General features: G+C 36.5%; 21 protein-coding genes. 19 read left to right on the top strand and 2 right to left on the bottom strand.

The window, feature by feature from the left end; genetic code table 11:
- Positions 1-2 precede the first annotated feature (2 nt).
- From ABXT49_RS02270 to ABXT49_RS02315, 10 genes are all read left to right on the top strand, one after another.
- Positions 3-779, top strand: coding sequence for an ABC transporter ATP-binding protein (locus ABXT49_RS02270; RefSeq protein ID WP_416652822.1), 777 nt, complete (start codon positions 3-5; stop codon positions 777-779).
- Entirely contained in the window at positions 779-1483 is a 705-nt protein-coding gene (locus ABXT49_RS02275) for an ABC transporter ATP-binding protein (RefSeq protein ID WP_416652825.1), read from the top strand. Before ABXT49_RS02270 ends, ABXT49_RS02275 begins: the two co-directional genes overlap by 1 nt.
- Positions 1484-2518 carry a branched-chain amino acid ABC transporter permease gene (locus tag ABXT49_RS02280; protein ID WP_416652827.1) on the top strand — a complete coding sequence of 345 codons (1035 nt, stop codon included), beginning with the start codon at positions 1484-1486 and terminating at the stop codon, positions 2516-2518.
- Positions 2511-3884 carry a branched-chain amino acid ABC transporter permease gene (locus ABXT49_RS02285; protein WP_416652829.1) on the top strand — a complete coding sequence of 458 codons (1374 nt, stop codon included), beginning with the start codon at positions 2511-2513 and terminating at the stop codon, positions 3882-3884. The genes ABXT49_RS02280 and ABXT49_RS02285 overlap by 8 nt, the downstream gene beginning before the upstream one ends.
- 177 nt (positions 3885-4061) lie before the next feature.
- The gene (locus ABXT49_RS02290; protein ID WP_416652831.1) at positions 4062-5243 is read left to right on the top strand and encodes an ABC transporter substrate-binding protein; all 1182 of its coding nucleotides are present in this window, start codon (positions 4062-4064) and stop codon (positions 5241-5243) included.
- 143 nt (positions 5244-5386) lie between these two features.
- Positions 5387-5746, top strand: coding sequence for a DUF4282 domain-containing protein (locus tag ABXT49_RS02295; RefSeq protein WP_416652833.1), 360 nt, complete (start codon positions 5387-5389; stop codon positions 5744-5746).
- 62 nt (positions 5747-5808) lie between these two features.
- Complete coding sequence (rarD, locus tag ABXT49_RS02300) at positions 5809-6672, top strand: EamA family transporter RarD (RefSeq protein ID WP_416652835.1); 864 nt, start codon at positions 5809-5811, stop codon at positions 6670-6672.
- Between the two features lie 44 nt (positions 6673-6716).
- On the top strand, positions 6717-7349 hold the full coding sequence (locus tag ABXT49_RS02305) for a class I SAM-dependent DNA methyltransferase (RefSeq protein WP_416652837.1): 633 nt from the start codon (positions 6717-6719) through the stop codon (positions 7347-7349).
- A 6-nt stretch (positions 7350-7355) separates the two neighbouring features.
- On the top strand, positions 7356-8264 hold the full coding sequence (locus ABXT49_RS02310; protein ID WP_416652838.1) for a DMT family transporter: 909 nt from the start codon (positions 7356-7358) through the stop codon (positions 8262-8264).
- 60 nt (positions 8265-8324) lie between these two features.
- Positions 8325-8831, top strand: a complete 507-nt coding sequence (locus ABXT49_RS02315; protein WP_416652839.1) for an HPP family protein — start codon at positions 8325-8327, stop codon at positions 8829-8831.
- 34 nt (positions 8832-8865) lie between these two features.
- Here ABXT49_RS02315 and ABXT49_RS02320 read toward each other — a convergent pair whose 3' ends face one another.
- A complete protein-coding gene (locus ABXT49_RS02320; protein WP_416652841.1) occupies positions 8866-9447 on the bottom strand; it encodes a malonic semialdehyde reductase in 582 nt (193 codons plus the stop codon).
- Positions 9448-9537: 90 nt separating this feature from the next.
- Between ABXT49_RS02320 and ABXT49_RS02325 the strand changes: the two genes are divergently transcribed.
- From ABXT49_RS02325 to ABXT49_RS02365, 9 genes are all read left to right on the top strand, one after another.
- Entirely contained in the window at positions 9538-9876 is a 339-nt protein-coding gene (locus ABXT49_RS02325; RefSeq protein WP_416652843.1) for a histidine triad nucleotide-binding protein, read from the top strand.
- A 114-nt stretch (positions 9877-9990) separates the two neighbouring features.
- Positions 9991-12228 (top strand): DNA topoisomerase IV subunit A, encoded by a 2238-nt coding sequence (gene parC, locus ABXT49_RS02330; protein WP_416652845.1) that lies wholly within the window; start codon positions 9991-9993, stop codon positions 12226-12228.
- A 127-nt stretch (positions 12229-12355) separates the two neighbouring features.
- Entirely contained in the window at positions 12356-12724 is a 369-nt protein-coding gene (queD, locus tag ABXT49_RS02335; protein ID WP_416652847.1) for a 6-carboxytetrahydropterin synthase QueD, read from the top strand.
- A 6-nt stretch (positions 12725-12730) separates the two neighbouring features.
- Positions 12731-13522 (top strand): GTP cyclohydrolase FolE2, encoded by a 792-nt coding sequence (gene folE2 / locus ABXT49_RS02340; protein ID WP_416652849.1) that lies wholly within the window; start codon positions 12731-12733, stop codon positions 13520-13522.
- Positions 13523-13527: 5 nt separating this feature from the next.
- Complete coding sequence (locus ABXT49_RS02345; protein ID WP_416652851.1) at positions 13528-14583, top strand: 3-deoxy-7-phosphoheptulonate synthase; 1056 nt, start codon at positions 13528-13530, stop codon at positions 14581-14583.
- Positions 14584-14686: 103 nt separating this feature from the next.
- Positions 14687-17353: a DNA gyrase subunit A gene (gyrA, locus tag ABXT49_RS02350; protein WP_416652853.1), complete on the top strand. Its 2667-nt coding sequence runs from the start codon at positions 14687-14689 to the stop codon at positions 17351-17353.
- A 186-nt stretch (positions 17354-17539) separates the two neighbouring features.
- Complete coding sequence (locus ABXT49_RS02355; RefSeq protein ID WP_416652856.1) at positions 17540-18538, top strand: glycine betaine ABC transporter substrate-binding protein; 999 nt, start codon at positions 17540-17542, stop codon at positions 18536-18538.
- 229 nt (positions 18539-18767) lie between these two features.
- Entirely contained in the window at positions 18768-20936 is a 2169-nt protein-coding gene (locus ABXT49_RS02360; protein ID WP_416652858.1) for an ABC transporter permease subunit, read from the top strand.
- Complete coding sequence (locus tag ABXT49_RS02365; RefSeq protein ID WP_416652861.1) at positions 20933-21967, top strand: quaternary amine ABC transporter ATP-binding protein; 1035 nt, start codon at positions 20933-20935, stop codon at positions 21965-21967. Before ABXT49_RS02360 ends, ABXT49_RS02365 begins: the two co-directional genes overlap by 4 nt.
- Before the next feature lie 3 nt (positions 21968-21970).
- On the opposite strand, the gene ABXT49_RS02370 is transcribed toward ABXT49_RS02365, so the two are convergent.
- Entirely contained in the window at positions 21971-23539 is a 1569-nt protein-coding gene (locus ABXT49_RS02370; protein WP_416652864.1) for a peptide chain release factor 3, read from the bottom strand.
- Between the last annotated feature and the right edge of the window lies 1 nt (position 23540).

Here is a 23540-nt window from a genome sequence, read left to right on the forward strand (position 1 = left end):
TAATGATAACAGTTAAAAATTTATCAAAACATTTTGGCGGAATCAAGGCAGTTGATTGTGTTGACTTGAGTATTGAACGAGGCTCGATAACTGGTTTGGTGGGTCCAAATGGTGCTGGAAAAACCACAATGTTTAATTTGATTGCTGGACTTTATCAGCCTACAGAGGGTGAAATAATTCTTGATGGTGAAGACGTAACAAGCTTAACTTCTCACCAGCTTTTTCATAAAGGACTCTTAAGAACATTTCAAATAGCACATGAGTTTCCAACACTAAGTGTCTTGGAAAACTTAATGATGGTTCCTGCCAATCAGCTGGGTGAAAATTTGATGAATACTTGGTTAAAGAGAAGACAAATTCAAGAAGAAGAAAAGTTACTTCAAGAAAAAGCACAAGAAGTAATTGACTTTCTTAGTATTAGCCATCTTAAGAATGAAAGAGCGGGTAATCTTTCTGGTGGCCAAAAAAAATTGCTAGAGTTGGCTCGCACTATGATGGTTGATGCTAAGGTTGTTCTTCTAGATGAGGTTGGAGCAGGCGTTAATCGAACACTCCTTAATCAGATTGGTGATGCCATATTAAGGCTTAATTCAGAAAGAGGGTATACGTTTTGTATGATTGAGCACGATATGGATTTTATTTCAAGGCTTTGTAATCCAGTAGTAGTTTTAGCTGAAGGTCGAATTTTGACAAGCGGCACCCCTGATGAAATTAAAAGTAGTGATGCGGTTATTGAGGCATATCTAGGTAAAGGAATTAAGACCGAGGCTACGAGTTAATGGCTTATCTTGAAGGTAAAAATTTAGTTGCATCATACGGAGTTGTTCCAATACTCCATGAATGCTCTGTTGAAGTTGAAAAAGGTGAGCTTGCAGTAATTGTTGGTCCAAATGGTGCAGGAAAGTCTACTGTAATGAGAGTTTTACTCGGTATGCTGGAGGCAACTTCAGGTTCAGTAACGCTAAATGGAAAAGATATTTCAATGCTTTCTACTCAGGACAGAATTAGCCATGGATTAGCATTTGTTCCTCAAACAAAAAATGTTTTCCCTTCAATGACAGTTGAAGAAAATCTTCAGATGGGTGGTTTTATTAGGCAAGATGACATCAATAAAACAATTGAAGAGGTCTACGCGCTTTTTCCGATTCTCTATGACAAACGCAAACAACTTGCAGAGCAGCTTTCTGGCGGCCAAAGACAACAGGTTGCATTTGGAAGGGCTATGATGACAAAACCTTCAATTATGCTTTTAGACGAGCCAACAGCAGGAGTTTCACCAATAGTGATGGATGAAATTTTTTCTAATATATTAGATGTTAGAAATGCTGGTATGGCTGTTCTTATGGTTGAGCAAAATGCACAGCAAGCTCTTAACATAGCTGATAAGGGCTACGTTTTAGTCTCTGGACGTAATGAGCATACTGGAACTGGTAAAGAACTCATAAATAACCCTGAAGTTAGAAAAAAGTTTTTAGGAGGTTAGATGACGTCAGACTCAATTGATATTATTAATGCATTTGCCTTACTAACCAATTTTGTAATTCTTCCTGCATTATCTTATGGCTCACAATTAGCATTGGGAGCACTATCTGTAACTTTAGTTTATTCAGTATTGAGGTTTTCTAATTTTGCTCAAGGCGATAGTATGGCGTTTGGCACAATGATTGTTATATTGCTTACTGGTTTTATGATTAGTAGAGGATGGACAATTTCAGGAATTCCCACTGCTCTATTAGTAATCCCTATAGCTATAGTATTTACCTCAATGTACTTACTTACAATGGACAGGTTGATTTATCGGCATTATCGTAAAATAAAAGCAAAATCAATTACGATCGTAATGGCTTCAATAGGTGTTATGTTTGTTACTGGGGGAATAGTTAGGTTCGTATTAGGCGCTACTGCGCAAAAATTTGAAGATGGCGAGAGGTTTATTTTTTCTGTTAGAGAGTTTAAGGCTTATACCGGCCTTGAGCAAGGAATTGCTTTTAAAACATCTCAATTTTTAACTATTACCATCGCTTTTTTATTAGTTGCTTTTGTATTTTATTTTTTACAAAAAACCAAAACGGGTAAGGCTATGAGGGCTTATTCTGACAATAAAGAACTAGCTCTTCTTTCTGGTATTGATCCAGATAAGATGGTTCAAATAACTTGGCTATTGGTTGCAGTTCTTACTACAATAGCTGGCGCACTTTATGGACTAGATAAAGGCTTCGCACCTCAACAATATCATTTATTACTCTTACCAATTTTTGCCTCTGTCATTGTTGGAGGTATTGGCTCTCCAATTGGGGCAATTGCAGGTGCTTTCTTAGTTGCATTTTCTGAAATACTCCTTACTTATGCTTACAAAAAGTTTTTAATATACTTATTGCCACTATCTATGCATCCTTCTTCTTTGGTGCAGCTTATTGGTACAGAGTATAAATACGCAATATCCTTTGTAATTTTGGTTATTGTTCTTTTAATAAAGCCTACTGGGTTATTTAAAGGGAAGGTAATAGTCGATGAATAATCTAAATAATGTTTGGCAATCGTATAGAGCAATTATTAGTTTTGCATTAATGGGCCTTGTGCTGTTATTTGTTGGCTTTAATCAGTCGTGGGCGCTTGTAATAGGTATTATTAACATGTCTTTGATTTCAGCTATTATGGCTTTAGGTGTCAATATTCAATGGGGCTATGCTGGATTATTTAATGTTGGAATTATGGGGTTTGCCGCCTTGGGAGGCGTTAGTGTTGTTTTGATTTCTCAGCAACCTGTAACTGAGGCGATAGATGCTGGTGGTATAAAGATGCTTCTTGCTTTGACTCTAGGGGCTGCAACGATCGCTGCAGGAGTATTGTTAAATAGAAGGGGAGTCAATAGATGGTTAATATCTTTAATAGTAGTTATTGGTTATCTCTTAACAAGATATTATTTTTCTGAAGCTTCAAATTTAATTGAAAAGGTAGATCCTGCAATTACAGGATATTTAGGTGGTTTTGGACTTCCTATAATGCTCTCTTGGATAGTGGGTGGTTTAGCTGCAGCAGGAGCTGCATGGTGGATTGGAAAAATTACCTTGAGCTTAAGGTCTGATTATCTTGCGATAGCAACTCTCGGAATTTCTGAGATTATTATTTATGTCATCAAAAATGAAGACTGGTTTGTAAGGGGACTTAAGAATGTATATGGACTTCAAAGACCTGTTCCTTACGAAGTTGATATGCAAAAATCAGAATGGCTTCAAAATATTGTTGCTTGGATTCACAAGTCAGAGCTGCAGTTTTTATCTCAATCAGAGCAAATTGATAAGCTAGGTGACTATGTGCGAGAGGCATCGGTCGTATTTGTAAAGCTAAGTTATTCAGGTTTATTTCTTGTAATTTTAGTCGCCTTCATTGTTCTTTCTAATCTTGCTTTAAATTCTCCATGGGGCAGAAAAGTAAGGGCAATCAGAGATAATGAAGTGGCAGCCTCTGCGATGGGTAAAAATATTACGCGTCAACATTTACAAATTTTTGTTATTGGGTCAGCAATTGTAGGTATCGCAGGTGCATTACTAGTTACCTATGATGGAATATTTATTCCTACTGCATATCAGCCCCTTCGATTTACTTTTTTGATTTGGGTGATGGTAATTGTTGGAGGTTCAGGTAATAATTTAGGGTCGGTTCTAGGGGCTTTTATTATGTGGTTTATTTGGATTCAGTCAGGTCCTATAGGCCTTTGGGTGGTTGAAATGCTTGGTAATTATGTTCAAGAAGGAAATACATCATTAGAGTTTATAGAAGATCGAGTTCACTATCTAAGGCTTATCTTTATGGGCAGCATAATGCTTTTGATCATGAGATTTTCTCCTGGAGGAATTCTTCCAGAGAAAAATAAAGAACTGTAATATGTTCTTTAAATTGGGCTGAAATGAACTATTCTAGAAAGGTTTAGTTCATTTTTTTTTATAATATTTTTAACACAAACTACAGGAAACTGTTTATCATTAAGAAGATTCCCATAAGAAATACGCTTTAATACTTTATTAGGTGTAGGGACTCTTTTTTATATTTTAGGAGACGAAATGAAAGGTTATTTAAAAACAACAGCTGGATTTGTATTATCAGCTACAATGGCGTCAGTATCACATGCTGATGTAACTATAGGAGAGCTACAGGGATTTACTGGACCGCTTGAATCAATGATTGGTGCGATGTCTGGTGGTGCAAACTTAGCAGTAACTGAGGCTAATGCTTCTGGTAACTACCTCCAAGGAACAATCAATGTTGTGCAGGGCGATTCAGTATGTATCGATCCAGCCGTTGCGATTGCTCAAGCAGAAAAAATGATTAACGATGATAATGTTATGGCTATTATGGGCCCTAACTGTTCAGGTAATACTGGTGCAGTTATAACCAACGTGCTTGTACCTAATGGTATTGTTTCAATTTCACCATCAGCTACTTCGCCTGCTTTAACTACTCTAGAAGACGGTGGATGGTTCTTTAGAACTGCTCCTTCAGATGCTAGACAAGGTCCAGTACTTGCAAGTATTGCAATGTCAAGAGGACAAACTGATATGGCTGTAACTCACTCAAATAGTGACTATGGTAAAGGTTTGGCCGATGCATTTGTAACTGCTTATGAAGCTATGGGTGGAACAGTTACAGTTATGGCTGGACATGATGATGACAAAGCTGACTACTCAGCTGATGTTGCTGCATTGTCTGCAGGTGGCTCAGCTACTTTAGCTATATTAGGTTATGCTGATACTGGTGGTAGAGGAATTATTGCTGCTTCTGAAGATACTGGTGCATTTTCTGACTACGTATTTGGTGATGGTATGATCAGTGCAGTAACTGAAGCTGCTGTTGGAGATGGATCATGGGGTACTTTACCTTCTCCTGATGCAACTCTTGGTGCTAACTGGCTTGCAGTAGCTGCAGCTGGTGATGTTGATGGTTCTGGTGTATATTCAGCTGAATCTTATGACGCTATGGCATTAATTATTCTTGCTTCACAGGCTGCAGGTTCGTCAGATAGAGCAGCTATTCAAGCAGAAGTAATGGGTATTGCAAATGGTCCAGGTATGGAGTGTCATGCTGGTGACTTAGCTAACTGCCTTAAATGGATTTCAGGTGGCTTAGTAGTTGACTATGTGGGTGCTACAGGCGTTGAATTTGACGCAGGTGGAACAGCTAATGGTTCATATGCAGAGCGTGAAGTTATTGGTGGTGCATTTACTAACGTAAAAATCCATAAGTAATAAGCTTTAAATTTTGACTAAAAAGCCCGTCATAAGACGGGCTTTTTTTTATTTTTAAATTTTCTATTTAATTATGAATTTACAACATTTTCTTAGACTGGTATTATATTAACTTAGATTGAAGAAAAATAAGGGCAATCAAAATGAATAACAATGAGATCTTAGAAGGTATAAAAAAAGCTTTTAAACTTTCAATAGATAAGTTAGATAACCATTACATGTTTTATCTAGATGAGATGGTTACTCCAAAGCTTATAACGCTTTTCTATTGGATACTGTTATTTGCCTTTATAACAAAAGGGCTTGGAGACATATTCCTTGAAGGTGATTTCTGGCGTGGCCTAGTCTGGGTAATTGGAGGTTCTTTAGCCTCTCGAGTAGCCTGTGAAATGGTTGTAATTTTATTTAGAATTAATGAAAACTTAAATGAAATTAATGAAAAAACTAGTGAGAATGACTCCCTAAGTAGTACTAGTTTTGAAAAAGATTACTATAAGCATTAATAAAAATAACATTAGATTATTTAGTCTACAATAGGCGTTTTTCTTATGTAAGTTTTTGCTTTATGAATAAAGGCATCTTGCTTGTACTTTCAGGCTATCTGATGTGGGGAGCATTCCCTCTTTATTGGGCATTGCTGAACCATGTCAACCCGTCTGAAGTTCTTCTTCACAGGATCTTCTGGTCAATTCCTGTTCTTTTTGCTCTTGTCTACTTCAAACCGTCATGGCATAAAAATTTTAAAGCTGCAATATCCTCAAAAAAAGAATTATTTTTCTTATTTTTAACTGCCATCCTCATCACCATTAATTGGGGAGGGTACATTCTTGCTGTAAATTTAGAGCGGGTAGTTGAGGCATCTATGGGCTACTTCTTAGCTCCAGTAATAAACATGATTGGTGGCTATATCTTTTTCCAAGAAAGAATTTCTAGACTTAAGCAGTGGGCAGTATTCTTTGCAACAATAGGTGCACTATATTATGTTTTTAGTGGTGACTCCTTTCCTTGGCTTGGTCTTCTTATCGGACTTACTTTCTCATTGTATGGAATTGCAAGAAAGGCAATGGTTACTTCAGCAGTTCCAGGGTTATATATTGAGACATTACTTCTTTTGCCGTTTATTTTTATATTTAGCTTATGGTTTAATGCAAATTATGATTTAGCTATTTTTAATATAAACGTGTCAACAGATATTTTATTAATTTTGGCAGGGATTGTTACTGTTGTTCCCTTAGCATTATTCACTGCAGGTGCAAAATTGCTCCCAATGACAACCGTAGGTATATTATTCTTAATTACTCCTACGTTACAATTTTTAGTTGGCTATGTATTATATGATGAGCCTGTTAATTTCAATCAATTACTTGGATTTATTGGCGTTTGGGTCGGACTTATTATGTATAGTTATGCTCTTATAAAGGGCAAATAGTCCACTCAAGAAAGCTTACTGAAGTCTCTTATGCGTAAAGTTTTATGAAGAATACTAGAAATATGATTCCTACAATTTTTAAAACACTGCATGTGTCAAATCAAGATGAATTAGGGGAGCTTTATAAAAATTGGGATGAATATGAGAATGACGTTATTCAATTAGCTGGTTACGTTGGTCATTTAGTTACAACTGAGGCTCTGCTTAGGCACTTAAAGAATAAGGGAGCCAAGATATTGGATGCAGGTTGTGGAACTGGACTGGTAGGTGATATTCTTTATAACAAGGAATATAAAAACATAGTTGGTGTGGATTTTTCCAAGGAAATGCTCAATAGAGCTCTCAAAAAAAATGTTTATGAGTCTCTATTTTTATGTGATTTAACTCAAAAGATAGGGTTTGAAGATAACTATTTTGATGCTATTGTTTGTGCGGGTACTTTTACATGCGGTCATGTCGGTCCTGAAGCCCTTAATGAAATGATAAGAATAACAAAAAATGATGGGTATATCAGCTTTACAGTTCGAAAGCAAGAGTGGGAGGCGTCGCCTTATGAAAAAATTATCAAAGAATTAGAGCGCTCTAATTTGTGGAAGCAGGTTGAACACCATACTTCAAAGTACAATACTCAAGAGGGCGTAACTTGTCAATTATGCTTGTATCAAGTAACCAAATAAAATAATATGTTTTTAGGTTTTTCAAATCAAAATAAAGCTTACCTTTTTGCAGGCATTGCTATTTTTTTTTGGTCTACTGTTGCTACCGCTTTTAAGCTTGCGTTAGAACATTTAGAGCCTATTCAGTTGGTTTTTTATTCGACACTATTTTCAGTAATAGTGCTTTTTTTTATTGCCCTTATTCAAGGTAAGATTGGCTTAATTAAGAGTTTCTCGAAGCGTGCTCTGATGCAATGCGCTTTTCTTGGACTTTTAAACCCATGCCTTTATTACATAATTCTTTTTAAAGGTTATGACATTTTGCCTGCACAGGAGGCCATGGTGATCAACTTTAGCTGGCCAATAATGATTGTTATTTTATCCATTCCAATTCTTAAGCAAAAAATTGATATTAAATCCTTTCTTTCAATTATTGTTTGTTATGTTGGAGTTGTTGTGATCGCTTCAAAAGGTGATGTATTTTCAATGCAGTTTGAGAATTCTTTAGGGGTTGTTTACATTCTAATTACGACTGTCATATGGTCTTTATTTTGGCTTTTCAACACCAAAAATTCAAATGACTCTGTAGTGAGTTTATTTTTAATTTTTTTATTTAGTTTGCCCTATATTTTGATAATTACTTACTTTAGTGATTCATTTATTATCCCCTCATTAAACGGCGTCATTGGCTCTGCATATATAGGTCTATTTGAGATGGGGATTTCCGTAGTTCTTTGGCAGTCAGCTTTAAAAATCTCAACAACTGTTTCAAGAGTTGCAAGTCTTGTTTTTATAACCCCTTTTTTATCTCTGTTAATTCTTCATTTTGTATTAGAAGAGGATATCTTGGCTTCAACTATTTTTGGAGTTATTCTTATTTGTTCAGGCCTAATATTACAAAAATACTTTACTAGAAAGAGTGTGAAAATTTCTTGATTCAAGGGTAGGGTTAATAATTTAATATATAATTCTTACCTTTCTGCTAAGGATCAAGATATGTCTTATCTTACTAAACTTAAAGGCTCTCCAGCAACAATCCCACCTAGGCCATCATTCAAAGAAATGGGTTTTATATCTTTAGGTGTTTTCCTAGCAGCATGCGTCATTGGATTCTTAGCGTATTACACTAATGAGCCAATTATTATGGGCTCATTTGGCGCATCAATCTTTGTTTTATTTGTGCTTCCTGATTCTCCATTTGCGCAGCCTCGAAATGTCATTGTTGGTCACTTTATTTCAACTCTTATTGGGCTTATTTTTTACCATCTTGTTAGTTCTGATTGGTGGAGTATGGCTTTAGCTTTGGCTTTTGCTATAGCATTAATGCAGTTTTTAAGGATTCCTCACCCACCGGCAGGTTCTAATCCATTTATTGTTTTTTTGCTTGGTGCTAATTGGGATTATTTATGGATGCCAACTCTGATAGGCTCTGTATTAGTCGTAATGGTGGCACTTCTTTATAACAACTTATCTAAAAATAGAAGTTATCCTAAGTACTGGTAATAATTGTTTTGTAAATATTATTTTGAGTTAGTGTTCATATAATGTTACAAGCTTCCTCAAAATCTAGTCGTGGTGCTCGGGGGCGTAATTTTGACTCATCTCCATAACCAATTCCACAAATAAAAATAGCTTTATTCTTATTATCTGGGAAGAATTCTTGATTTAGTGTCTCCTTGTTAAATCCAAGCATTGGACAGCAATCTAGACCTATAGAACGAGCTGCAATAATAAAGTATGCACCTTGGAGCGCTGAGTTAAATTCCGCAGTATTTTTTATTATTTTATCTTTGCCTTCGTAAAAAGATTTAGCATCATTATGTGGAGATAGGGTTGGTAGTGCTTCATAAAATTTAGTGTCGTAGCTAATGATTACTACAGAAGGAGCTTGCATAGTTTTGTCAATATTTCCCTCATCCAAGGATGGCTTGATTCTATTTTTTGCTTCAGCAGTTTGAATAAATGTAAACCTTGCAGGACAGCAATTGCCAGAGGTGGGTGCAAATTTTAGCAAATCATAGATTTGATGAATTTGATCATTAGTAATGCCTTTATTTAACCATCCCTTATGACTGCGTGCTGTTTTAAAGAGTGTGTCTAGAGTTTTAGTAGAGAGCATGTAGACTGACCTTATTAATTATTATTTATTAATTATATGTTCTTCTAGTGTATCTTTAATAATAGAATTTGAAAGATATAAAAATGAACTATGAAAAATTGTATTTTTTGCTCAATTATTAAGGGCGATATACCTGCTGAAAAACTTTATGAAGATGATAATGTGTTGGCTTTTAAAGATATAAATGCACAAGCTCCTGAGCATTTTTTAGTAATACCAAAAGAGCATATTTCTACTCCTAATGATGCGACTGATGAGGCTATGCTAGGAAAACTAAATACTACTGCAGTAATGATTGCTAAAGAGCGTGGATTTTCTGAAAGTGGTTATAGACTGGTTATGAATTGTAATGTTGATGGTTGTCAAAGTGTATATCATATTCACCTTCATTGCTTGGGTGGACGTCAGTTGAATTGGCCGCCAGGTTAGACCTTTTAAGGAAGATAAATAATTAATCTTAAATGGGTCCAGAGTTGAATTAAAATAACGCCAACTTTAACTCTTTTTTTGAGTTAAATTTTCGAAATATAAACTAAGGAAAGAATGAGCCAAAACGGCATTGAGCGACAAAGCGTTGGAGAATATAGTGAACGCGCTTATCTTGATTACTCAATGTATGTCATACTCGATCGTGCGCTACCCTTTATTGGGGATGGTTTAAAGCCAGTCCAAAGAAGAATCATTTATGCGATGAGTGAGCTTGGACTGAAATCGACTGCAAAATTTAAAAAATCTGCCAGAACCGTTGGTGATGTCTTAGGTAAATTTCATCCTCATGGTGATAGTGCTTGCTATGAAGCCATGGTTTTAATGGCGCAGCCTTTTTCTTATCGCTATCCATTTATTGATGGACAGGGTAATTGGGGGGCTCCTGACGACCCTAAGTCTTTTGCAGCGATGCGTTATACCGAGTCTAAATTATCGCCTTATGCAGATTTACTTCTTGCTGAAATTAATAAAGGCACAGTAAGCTGGACTGATAATTTTGATGGCACGATTCAAGAGCCCCTTCAACTTCCTGCACAGGTGCCAAATTTGCTTCTTAATGGAACATCTGGAATTGCTGTTGGTATGGCAACTGACGTCCCACCACACAATCTTCTGGAGGTTATAGCTGCGTGTATTCAGCTGCTAGAAAAACCTTCAACTGAGCTTGATGAACTTATGCAGATTATTCCAGCTCCAGACTATCCAACGGATGCTTATATTGTTAGTTCAAAAGAAGACCTCCGCCAAATGTATGAAACTGGAAATGGCTCAGTTAAAATGAGGGCTGGCTATATTAAAGAGGATGGAGAAATTGTTATTGAATCTCTTCCCTACCAGACATCAGGAGCTAAGGTTATCACTCAAATTGCTGCTCAGATGCGCAATAAAAAACTTCCATTGGTTGAGGATCTTCGTGATGAGTCAGACCATGAAAACCCAACTCGATTAGTAATTGTTCCAAGGTCTAATAGAGTCGATTGTGAGCAATTAATGCTTCATTTATTTGCAACTACGGATCTTGAGAAAAATTATCGAGTCAATATGAATGTTATTGGTTTAAATGGTAAGCCTCAAGTTAAGCCGTTGATTCCTTTACTTAAAGAGTGGCTAGAATTTAGAATGCAGGTTGTTGTTAATAGACTCCAATCTCGATTGGATAAAATTTTAGATCGGCTGCATATTCTTGATGGACTTCTTATAGCTTATCTTAATATTGATGAGGTTATTGCAATCATTCGCCGTGAAGAAAAACCCAAGCCTGTTTTAATAGAGCAATTCAAAATCAGTGAAATACAGGCTGAAGCGATATTAGAATTAAAGTTGCGTCACCTAGCTAAACTTGAAGAAGTTAAAATTAAAAGTGAGGCAGATGAGCTTGGGAAAGAGCGAAAGTCAATTGAACTTTTGCTTTCAAGTGATACAAGGCTAAAGACTTATATCAAAAAAGAACTAAGAGTAATCCTTGAGGAATTTGGAGATAAAAGACGTTGTCAAATTATTTCTGACGTCTCTTCTGCTCAAGCATTTAATGATCAAGACATGATTCCAGCTGAAAATGTTACTGTTGTTCTGAGTGAAAAAGGCTGGGTTAAAGCAGCTAAAGGTCATGAAATTGATTCCTCTTCACTAAATTACAAGTCAGGAGATACATACTTAAAAGATGCCAAAGGTAGAAGTAATCAAATGGCATTTTTTATTGATTCTACAGGAAGGTCATATTCTATCCTAGCCAACAGCCTTCCGAGTGCTAGGGGTCAGGGAGAGCCTCTAACTGGAAAATTAACACCTCCATTAGGCGCCGAATTTATAGATGTAGTTATGGGAAAAGATGAACAAGCTATAATTCTCTCGTCAGACGCTGGCTATGGTTTTGTATCAACCTTGGGTAATTTAAATTCAAAAACTAAATCTGGCAAACATCTGATTACATTATCAAAACAAGCAAGAGCAAATAGGCTTGCTATGGTTGAAGATGTTGATAATCATTATGTTGCAGTAGCTACTAATAGAGCTAGATTATTGATATTTCCAATATCTGAATTGCCATATCTTTCCAAAGGAAAGGGTAATAAGCTTATTCAGATTGCAAATAAGGACTTCATTGATCGAGAAGAGTTTGTTATTGGCGTTTGTGCTATTAAAGATAATCAAAAATTAAGAGTTCAATATGGAAAGAAACATAAAAAATACTCTTTTGAAGAGTTAGTTAATTTTGTAAGTCATCGCGCACGCAAAGGTTTAATTCTTCCAGGCGTTTTCAAAAAAGTTGATAGCATTGAAGCTGTAGATTAGTTAGAGTTCAATATAGGTCAAAATGCTTTACACTTAGTATCTACCGGGTTAATTTCATAGTTCATGAAGTTGGTAATTTATAATCAAATAGGTATAATCCGTATTTTTTTTATCAATTTTTCCGAATATGTTCGTCCTAAAAATTGTTACAGACTTTGCATCCGCCCATTCACTTAGAGATTATCCTGGTGATTGTGCAAGACTTCATGGCCATAACTGGCAAGTGGAAGTTTCTGTATGTTCACAAGTTCTTGATGATTCTGGTATTGCAATAGATTTTCGTGAAATTAAAAAACAAACGAAGTTGGTGGTTAAAAGGCTGGATCACCAATATTTAAATGAGATAAAGCCTTTTGATGTTCTAAACCCTACTGCTGAAAATATTGCTAAATATTTTTTTGATGAAATTGCCTTGTTAATTCCCAATAAAGATGTCAAGGTTAAAGAAGTCATGATTTGGGAAACACCTAGGTCTGCGGTTACTTATTCGGAATAATAAAAAATGAAAAATACACTACTCCCTGATACTCAAAACATTAAAGATCTTCGTAATATTGTTATTAATCAAGTTGGAATTAAAGATATTTTGCATCCAATTAGCTTTGTAAATAAAGCTAAAGAAACGCACCCATCAGTTGCTAATTTTACAATGACAGTAAGGCTTCCAGAGAATGTAAAGGGAACTCATATGTCTAGATTTATTGAAATCTTAAATGCTAATGAATGCAGCTTTAGTGTTGAAAGTTTTATGGATCTTGTTCAAACGGTTGCTGAAAAGCTTGATTCTTCAAGTGCTCGTATCGTAGTAGATTTTCCATTTTTTCGAAAAAAATCAGCTCCATCATCTGGTGTTGAAAGTTTACTTGATTATCAGGCAACCTTAATTGGTAATATTGTTGATGGTAAGGCAGATATGTCTGTGAAAGTTGTAGTTCCAGTTACTAGCTTATGCCCATGTTCTAAGAGTATTTCTGAATATGGTGCTCATAATCAAAGATCCCACATAACTATCGAAGCAAAACCTTCTGAAGGATCAGTTATTTTCTTAGAAGATTTAATTGATTTAGCTGAGCAAAAAGCGTCAAGTGAGCTTTATGCGATACTTAAGCGTGATGATGAAAAAGTTGTTACTGAGAGAGCTTATGAAAATCCTGCTTTTGTTGAAGATATTGTTAGAGATATTGCTGTAGAATTAAATGCTGATAATAAAATTAATTATTACTCTTTAGAATCAGAAAACTTTGAGTCAATCCATAATCACTCTGCTTACGCTGTTATTACAAATCAAAAGTAAGGTTTATGCATCATAATACTGATAATGTTCGAATTGTATCTAGTGCACCGATGGTCTCGCCTAATGCTCTTATAGAGAAATTACCTCTATCTGAAAAAGCTGCATCAGGGGTTGTAAGCTCTAGAAATGCTATCAAAAATATTCTATATGGTAACGATAACCGTCTTATGGTTCTTGTAGGCCCGTGCTCAATTCACGATACTAAGGCAGCAATGGAGTATGCAAATAATCTCCTTAAACTTAAAGAAGAGCTATCTGAAGATTTGTTGATAGTTATGCGTGTGTATTTTGAAAAACCAAGAACGACAGTTGGCTGGAAAGGTTTAATTAATGATCCATATCTAGATGAAAGTTTTGATATTGATAAAGGCCTTGAGACTGCGCGAAAACTTTTAGTCGATCTGGGTGAAATAAATATGCCAGTTGGTGTTGAGTATTTAGATGTGTTAACGCCACAATACTTATCTGATTTGATTTCTTGGGGCGCAATAGGTGCTAGAACAACTGAGAGCCAATCTCATAGGGAGTTAGCATCAGCATTATCATGCCCTGTTGGCTTTAAAAATGGTACTGGTGGCTCTTTAGAAATTGCTTTTGATGCAATTCAGTCTGCCAATAGTCCTCATCATCTCTTGTCAGTAAACAAGGATGGTGGTATTAGCCACTTTACTTCTTTAGGCAATGATACGGCCCACATCATTCTTAGAGGTGGGAAAGATGGGCCAAATTATTCCAAAGAACATATTGAAAAAACCTGTGAGAAGCTCAAAGAAAAGGGATTAGTTTCTAAAGTTATGGTAGATTTCTCTCATGCAAACTCTGAGAAGCAGTTTAAAAATCAATTAAAAGTAGGTGCAAATATTGCAGCTCAGATTGAAGAGGGCTCAGAGTCAATTTTTGGCGTAATGATTGAATCTCATATCAATGAGGGGAATCAAAAAGTTGGACCATTGCCATCTTTAAAGTATGGTGTTAGTATCACTGATAGCTGTATTGGCTGGGACGATACAGAAACTCTTTTAAGAGATCTTGCAAAATCTATAAAATCTCGAAATTCTTAGGGATTTTTCGCAGTTTTTACCCTTCAAAAAGACCCAAATTATTGGTGTGTTTTTACCTCATCTAGGGTACAATTAAATCTAGTTATTTTTATAGGTTTATTGTATGTCTGACGATATCGATTCTAAAGAAATTCTCGAGCAAAAGTTTCCAATAGTTACTATAGAAGACGAGATGCGAGACTCCTACTTAGAGTACGCAATGAGCGTAATTGTGGGAAGGGCTTTACCTGATGTTAGAGATGGCTTAAAGCCAGTTCATAGACGTGTTCTTTATGCCATGGAAGTTCTTGGTAATGATTACAATAAATCTTATAAAAAATCTGCCCGAATTGTGGGTGATGTGATTGGTAAGTATCACCCTCATGGTGACACAGCAGTTTATGACACAATTGTTAGAATGGCTCAGCCATTTTCGATGAGATGTATCCTAGTAGATGGCCAAGGAAATTTTGGCTCAGTAGATGGAGACCGAGCAGCTGCTATGCGTTATACAGAAATACGCATGACAAAGCTTTCACATGAGCTTTTAAGAGACCTAGATAAAGAAACGGTAGACTTTATTGATAACTATGACGGATCTGAAAGTGAACCTTCAGTTTTGCCTACTCGAGTCCCAACTTTATTGGTGAATGGCTCTTCAGGAATTGCCGTGGGAATGGCTACAAATATCCCACCACATAACCCAACTGAAGTTACTGAGGCTTGCCTTAGGTTTATTGATAATGAAGACATAACTATTGATGAGCTTTTAGAAATAATGCCTGGACCTGATTTTCCTACAGCTGGAATAATTAATGGCTCCTCTGGTATTAGAGAGGCATATGAGACTGGTAAGGGAAAGATTTATATGCGCTCAAGATCACATGTTGAAGGCGAAGATAAATTAAGCATTGTTGTAACTGAGCTCCCGTACCAAGTTAATAAAGCAAGGCTCATTACTAAAATTGCAGAGCTTGTGAAAGATAAAAAGATTGACGGAATAACTGGCCTTAGAGATGAGTCAGATAAAGATGGTATGCGTATGGTGGTTGAGCTTAGAAGGGGAGAGGTTCCTGAGGTTATGCTTAATAACTTATATAAGTTAACAGAAATGCAAACTGTTTTTGGTATCAACATGGTTGCAATTGACCAAGGAATGCCAAAACTAATGAATCTAAAGTCTATCTTGAGTGCATTTATTGCGCATAGAAGAGAGATAGTAACTCGTCGCTCGATTTTTGAGCTTAATAAAGCAAAAGACCGAGCTCACTTATTGGAGGGCTTATCTGTTGCTCTTTTTAACATAGATGAGGTTATAGCGCTTATAAAGGCTGCGCCTAATCCTAGTGAAGCAAAAGAAGGTTTGGTTGCGAGAGTATGGAAGGGCTCAGTTATTCAGGAGCTTATTGGTGATAGAGACATGGCTCAGTTCAAGCCTCAAGATTTAGGTGCTGATCTTGGTTTGCAAAAGAATGGTGATTATCAATTATCAGAAAAACAAGCACAAGCTATTCTTGATTTAAGACTTCATAGATTAACGGGTCTTGAAAAGGACAAAATATTTAATGAATTTAATGGATTACTTGAAGAAATCAAAAAGTTACTTGATATTCTTCAAAATCCAGACCAATTAATGGACGTAATTCGTCAAGAAATTGCTGAAATTCGAGATAATTTTGGCGCTCCTCGAATTACTGAAATCATCGAAAATAAAATCGACCTTACACTTGAAGATTTAATTGCTCAAGAAGATAGAGTGGTAACTTTATCTCATGGAGGTTATGTTAAGGCACAATCACTTAGTGATTATCAAGCGCAAAGAAGAGGTGGTAAAGGAAAAACTGCCACTAAGATGAAAGATGAGGATTTTGTAGATCAGTTATTTGTAGCAAACTCCCATGACACGGTTTTATGCTTCTCATCTAGAGGGAGAGTTCACTGGCTAAAAGTTTATGAACTTCCAATGGCTTCAAGAATTTCTAAAGGAAAGCCAATTATTAACCTGCTTCCTTTAGAGAAGGATGAATCAATAAATGCAATATTGCCAGTTAAAGAATTTACTGATGATCAGTTTGTGTTTATGGTTACCAGTTCAGGAACATGTAAGAAAACATCACTTAAAAACTTTTCACGCCCAAGAAATGGTGGAATTATTGCCATCGAGCTAAGAGATGATGATAAGTTAGTTGGCGTTGAGATTACTGCCGGCGAACATGACATCTTACTTTTCTCTTCAGCAGGAAAATCTATCCGTTTTAAAGAGTCTGATGTCCGCTCAGTTGGCCGAACAGCCATTGGAGTTAGAGGAATACGTTTAGCTGATAAAGATCAAGTAGTTTCATTGATCGTTGCTGAGTCAGACGATCCTATTCTTACAGCAACTGAAAAAGGTTATGGCAAGAGAACTCAATTAGATGAATATCGCTCCCAAGCAAGAGGTGGCTCAGGTGTTATTTCAATAAAAACATCGGATAGAAATGGTGAAGTAGTTGGTGCTATTCAGGTTATGGATGAAGATGAAATGATGCTAATATCCAATAAAGGTACATTAGTTAGAGCACGCGCAGTTGATGTTTCAATTATTGGAAGGAATACTCAGGGCGTTACTTTAATTAATATTGCTGATGATGAAAAATTAGTTTCAGTAGCTAAAATAGCTGAAACAGATGATGAAGAAGAAGAGGGTGATAATCAATTAGGGGCTGACGGCGCTTCATTAGCAGAAGGTGAAAATCAAGTGGAAGATGACTCTCCTTCTCTGGCAAAAGATGATACTCAAGAAGATGAATAGATAGAAAGCAGGGTTTATTTTAATACATTATGTGAATTTTAAAAAATAGTTCATTGTGAATTATTGTTTTTAATTTTGATAAAAGAAATAAAAAAAACACTACTTTGCATGCTCTCTGTTGCTATAATTTGGCCAGAGTTTGAATTAATTCACTCTATTTAAAATTAATCCTTAGGAGAAATAAGTATGAAAATTAAGTTTACCACTAAGCTATTTGGAGCTATTGCTGGAGCATTATTGCTTAGCACATCTGCAAATGCTGCATGTGGAAAAATAACAGTCGCAGACATGAACTGGGCATCAGCATCTTTGATGGCTAATGTCGATAAGGCTATGTTGGAAGCAATGGGTTGTGAAATTGAGCTAGTTGCTGGCTCTACTATGCCAACATTTACTTCAATGAATGAAACAGGCCAACCAGATGTTGCTCCAGAAATTTGGGCGAACGCAATGGCTGACCTAGTTGATAGTGCCGTTGGTGCGGGTCGCTTACACATTGGTAATATAGCTCCAATGTCAGGACTTGGTGAAGGCTGGTGGGTTTTACCTGCAACGCTTGATGCTCACCCTGAGTTGACTTCAGCTGAAGCAATTCTAGCGCGTCCAGATTTATTCCCAGACAAAGAAGATCCTTCTATGGGTGCTTTCCATGGCTGTCCTGCAGGTTGGGGTTGTCAATTATCAAACCAAGCTCTTTATGACGCTTTTGATATGGAAGCTAAAGGTTGGAAGCTAATTGATCCAGGTTCAGCTGCTGGACTTGATGGTTCAATTGCAAAAGCATCAGAAAGTGGTGATAACTGGTTCGGTTACTACTGGAACCCAACATCATTAGTTGGTAAATTTGACATGCAAGCTATCGATATGGGTTCTTATGCTGGTGATGATAACTGGGTGGGTTGTGTTGCCTTAGCTAGTACTGGTTGTGAGCCATCATCTTGGATTAATTCACGTGTTAATACACTACTAAGTGACAACATGTACTACAACGGACCATCTGAAGCGATGAAGTATTTCAAAGCTCGCACTTGGCCTGGAACTGTAATGAATCAAATGCTTGTTTGGATGGAAGACACTGGAGGTACAGGAGCAGACGCTTCTGTTGAATTCCTATCTTCACATGGAGACGTATGGAAAGCTTGGGTCAGTGCTGATGTTGCTGCCTCAGTAGAAGCCTCTCTATAAAGTTTCTAAGAAACTTGTAAAACTATTAAGTTTCACTAGTTTCAAGTAAATACAGATTGCCCGTAGATTTTTTAATTGCGGGCAATTTTTATGATTAAAGAGTAAACAATAGTCTTTAATCATAAAAATTATTTTTTTTATTATAGGTTTTATAAATTTAAGTTCAAATTGATTTTCAATTTGAAGTAAAAAAATGTTTAAATTGTAATAGATTTAAAGGAGTTTTACTATGGCGGCAGTTAGGCCAATTCCACAACAGTCAATAATAGAGTGTATTCCGCCAGCATCTGAAATAGCAGACTTGAGAATACTTGGTAAAGATTTAAACTTTATTCAAGCAATGACAAAAAGAGCTGATGACTTAACAAGTCAGGCTCTAAGCGCTACAGATTATTCTCAGTTGGTTAAAATAACAGATAGCTTTTCAAAGCTGACTGATCGAGCGGAAGCTAAAACAAAAACGTTAAAAGAGTTAGCGAATGACTCAAACCCTTTAACTGAGGTTAATAATTCTGCAGAACTACTTGAAAAGGTTCAATTATTAGCTCAAGTCCTTGAGACCAAAACCCAGGAACTTTCTGGTCTCTATAGTTCAAACGAAAATTCATTATTAGAAAACTATGGTGGCTCTGTTACGGAGCTTATTAATAGAGTTGACTCTATAAATAATCCTAATGAAGTTGTTTCTGTATTTCCTGAAATAGAGACTTTATTAAAAGCTATTAGTGAAAATGCGCACTATATAAATAATAATCCAAAGGCTCAAGAGTTACTAACTAAAGTTAAAGAACTTTCAAGTAGTTATTCTGATAAAGCAGATCAATACACTGATTCCTTTATGAGTGAGATGGGATCTCAAATTGCATTACTAAATCAAAAAATTAGTAGCCTTAAAGGAAACATTGATTTCTTTAGCTCAAATTCTACTATTCAAAATCATTTAGAACAGCTATCACAAATCCGAGAGCAAGTTAATGCTTCAGCCTCAATATATAAGAACTATCCTGGTGTTCGAGACATGATTTACAATTTAGATACGCTAAGTATTTCTACTCATGCAAAAGTCAAGGATATGTCTGAAAGTAATGAGATAGTTTCAGGCTTAATGCCATATATAAATGACCCTGAGGCCCTTTCTAGAGCAGTCAAAGAAGCTGCTATTAGAACTGATGTTTCAACTGTTGAAAATGTCTTAATGCCGTTAGTTAATAAGGCAAATGAACTCAGTATAAAGGTCAATGAGTTGGCTGGTCTCTATGAGTCTGGCAATTACAGTGATATAAAAGTAAGAGCAGTAGCTAGTTTTGATAAAACTGTTGAAAGACTGGATAGGCAGTATATCTCCATACGATCAACTGATCCAGAGGCTTTGGCTTCAAATATAAGTGAGTATGCTAATGATGTTGGATCAAGTATTAACTCAATTCGCTCAGTTAACCCTGAGTCTCAACTTCAACACTTTAGTAGCATGGCTTCTAGAGTTGGAGATTCAATAACTACTTCAGACTTTACCTTATTTGTAAATAATGTAATATCAATACCAGGGGACGTCATGATGAGTTCTCGTAACTGTGTTGATGCCGCCTTTAAAGACTTTACAAGAGAGTTTGGAAGTAATATTGAAGCATTCTTTGACCCGTTAATGTTTTTTTTAGTTTGGTTGGAAAGATTATTATTATCAACGCCGTGGCCTGTTTTTCTGGGAGTAGCAGGAATTCTAGCATGGCTTGGTGCTCGAAGTATTAAGGTATCAATTTCAGTAATGCTAGCATTCTTTGCAATTGGATTTCTAGATATGTGGGATCCTATGATATCAACTGTCACAATGATTTCAGCTGCGACACTTTTATGTTTGACGTTAGGAATGCCACTTGGTGTATGGATGTCAAAGTCTAATAGAGCACAATCCATAATAACTCCTGTATTAGATATTATGCAAACAATTCCACCCTTTGTGTATCTTATTCCTGTTGTTATGATGCTCGGTATTGGAAAAGTTCCAGGACTGATTGCAGTTTGTATTTATGCTATGCCACCTATTGTTCGATTAACAAATCTAGGTATACGATTGGTCGATAAGGAGGCTATGGAGGCTGCAGATGCTTTTGGTGCAACCTATACGCAGCGTTTATTTATGGTGCAAATTCCGCTTGCTCTGCCAAATATTTTTGCTGGGATAAATCAGACTATTATGATGGCGCTAGCGATGGTTGTTATTGCTTCAATGATTGGAGTTGCAGGACTTGGACTTCCTGTGCTGCAAGCTGTTCAAAATCAATATTTATCAATGGGTACGCTAAATGGACTTGCAATCGTTGCCTTAGCAGTTATATTCGATAGGGTTTCTCAAGCATTTGGTACTCGGATTCAAAAACACCGTTCTGGAGATGTTCTATGACACAGGATATAAAAATCAAAATTTCAAATTTAACTAAGATTTTTGGACCTAAGGCAGAGTCTGTTATAAAACATGTTGATAATGGAATGGGAAAAGATGATCTCCTTAAGGAGCATCAGCATGTTCTTGGGTTGAGTAATATTAATCTTGATTTAGCAAACAAGAATATTGAAGTTATTATGGGCCTGTCTGGTTCTGGAAAATCCACACTTATTCGACATATTAATCGACTTATTGAGCCTACTGCTGGCTCAATCATGATTGGTGGTGAGGATGTGATTCAAATGCCAATGGAAAAACTTAGGCAATTTAGGCAACAAAAAACTGCAATGGTATTTCAAAGCTTTGCACTCCTTCCGCACAAAACAATTATGGATAATGTTTGTTTAGGAGTCCATTTGCAAGGAATAAAGGGTGATGAAGCAGTTGCAAGAGCGAAGAAATGGATTGATCGAGTAGGTTTATCTGGATACGAAAATCGTTATCCGTCTCAGCTTTCAGGTGGAATGCAGCAGCGTGTTGGTTTGGCGAGAGCTTTAACGTGCGATACTGAAATTTTAATGATGGATGAGGCCTTTAGTGCGCTTGATCCACTCATACGAAGTGACATGCAAGATTTGTTACTGGAGCTCCAAAAAGAACTCCATAAGACTATTGTATTTATTACTCATGACCTTGAAGAGGCACTAAAGATTGGAGACCGTATTGCTATTCTTAATGGTGGCGAGCTGGTTCAGCATGGAACAACACAAGAAATTATAATGACTCCTGCTGATGATTATGTTAAGGACTTTGTCAAAAAAGTAAATCGCTCTCATGTCCTTCAAACAAAATCTGTAATGACTGATCAGAAGCCAGCAAAAGCTTCTTCAAGTATCGCTGTTAATGAGACGGATTCAGTGGACTCCGCTTTATGTGAGATGCTTCGTGAAAATGCTGATTGCTGCATAGTTCAAGACTCAGGTGGCTCAGTTGTAGGCTATTTAAATAAGAAAGATATAGCTGAAGTTGTTAAGCCATTAGAAGCTTAAGAGTCAGTGCTCTCTTGTAGAGCTAAAGGTTAAGTCTGGGTGACGCTCGATTGTAAGCTGAAGATTTACCATGCTTGGGGCTAAATAAGAAAGCATTCCTGCGCTATCAATTGCAACATTATTCCCAGCTTTTATTTTGAGCTGGTCGATATCTTTATCGAGGCCGGTAACCCATCTTGCTGTTGCTACATTTATCGTTTCGAATTGACAATCAACTCCGTACTCATATTTGAGTCTATGAGCAACGACGTCAAATTGCAGAATACCTACAGCACCTAAAATTTGAGAGCTATTAGAAATTGGTCTGAATACCTGAGTTGCCCCTTCTTCTGAAAGCTGATCAAGCCCTTTTTGTAATGCCTTAGCTTTGAGAGGGTCTTTGAGCTGTGCTCTTCTAAAAAGCTCTGGAGCAAAGTTAGGGATGCCTTGGAAGTTAATTTTCTCGCCTTGAGTGAATGTATCTCCAATACTTATCCCACCGTGATTATGAATACCTATAACATCGCCAGCATAGGCCACTTCAGTTGAGCTTCTTTCACGAGACATAAAGGTTACAGCGTTTGCAATTTTTATCTGCTTACCTGTTGGAACTTGAAGGACCTTCATCCCTTTTTGATATTCACCACTGACAATTCGCATAAATGCTAATCTGTCATGATGTTTGGGGTCCATATTTGCCTGAATTTTAAAGATAAATCCAGTCAGTTTTCCTTCTTCAGGAGATACATTTCTAGTATCACATTGTCTGCTTTGAGGTAAAGGGGCATATTTAATAAACCCATCTAGTAAGTTTTCGATACCAAAATTGTTGATTGCTGATCCAAAAAATACGGGCGTCTGTTTACCCTCAAGAAAATCATTTAAATTGAAAGGGTTTGTTGTTCCGCTAATGAGTTCAATTTCTTCTCGGGCTTCTTTTGCAAAATCTTCACCCAGTATTTTATCTAATTCAGGATTATCAATTCCCTCGATAATTGTGTTGTCACCAATATTTGCATTTTTACCACTTTCAAACAAATAAACTTTATTTTCAAGCAGATGAAAAACTCCTTTAAAACCCTTTCCCATTCCAATTGGCCATGTGATCGGAGAGCATTCGATATTTAGTACAGATTCAACTTCATCCAGAAGATCAATAGGTTCAAGTCCTTCGCGGTCCATCTTATTGATAAAGGTTATGATTGGTGTATCACGAAGTCTGCATACTTCCATTAATTTAATTGTTCTTTGCTCAACACCTTTGGCTACATCAATAACCATTAAAGCAGAGTCCACAGCAGTTAAAGTTCGGTAAGTATCCTCAGAAAAGTCTTCGTGTCCAGGTGTATCTAGTAGATTGATAACGTGATTATCATAAGGAAACTGCATCACGGATGAAGTAATAGAGATGCCTCTTTCCTTCTCCATTTCCATCCAGTCACTTGTAGCATGACTATCAGCTTTTCTTGCCTTTACGCTTCCAGCTGTTTTAATAGCTCCACCATAAAGGAGCAACTTTTCAGTAACTGTAGTTTTGCCAGCATCGGGATGTGAAATGATCGCAAAAGTGCGACGTTTGGAGGTTTCAGACATA

Origin of the sequence: Candidatus Pseudothioglobus sp. Uisw_086 (genome assembly GCF_048085745.1) — a bacterium.
Lineage (GTDB): Bacteria > Pseudomonadota > Gammaproteobacteria > PS1 > Pseudothioglobaceae > Pseudothioglobus.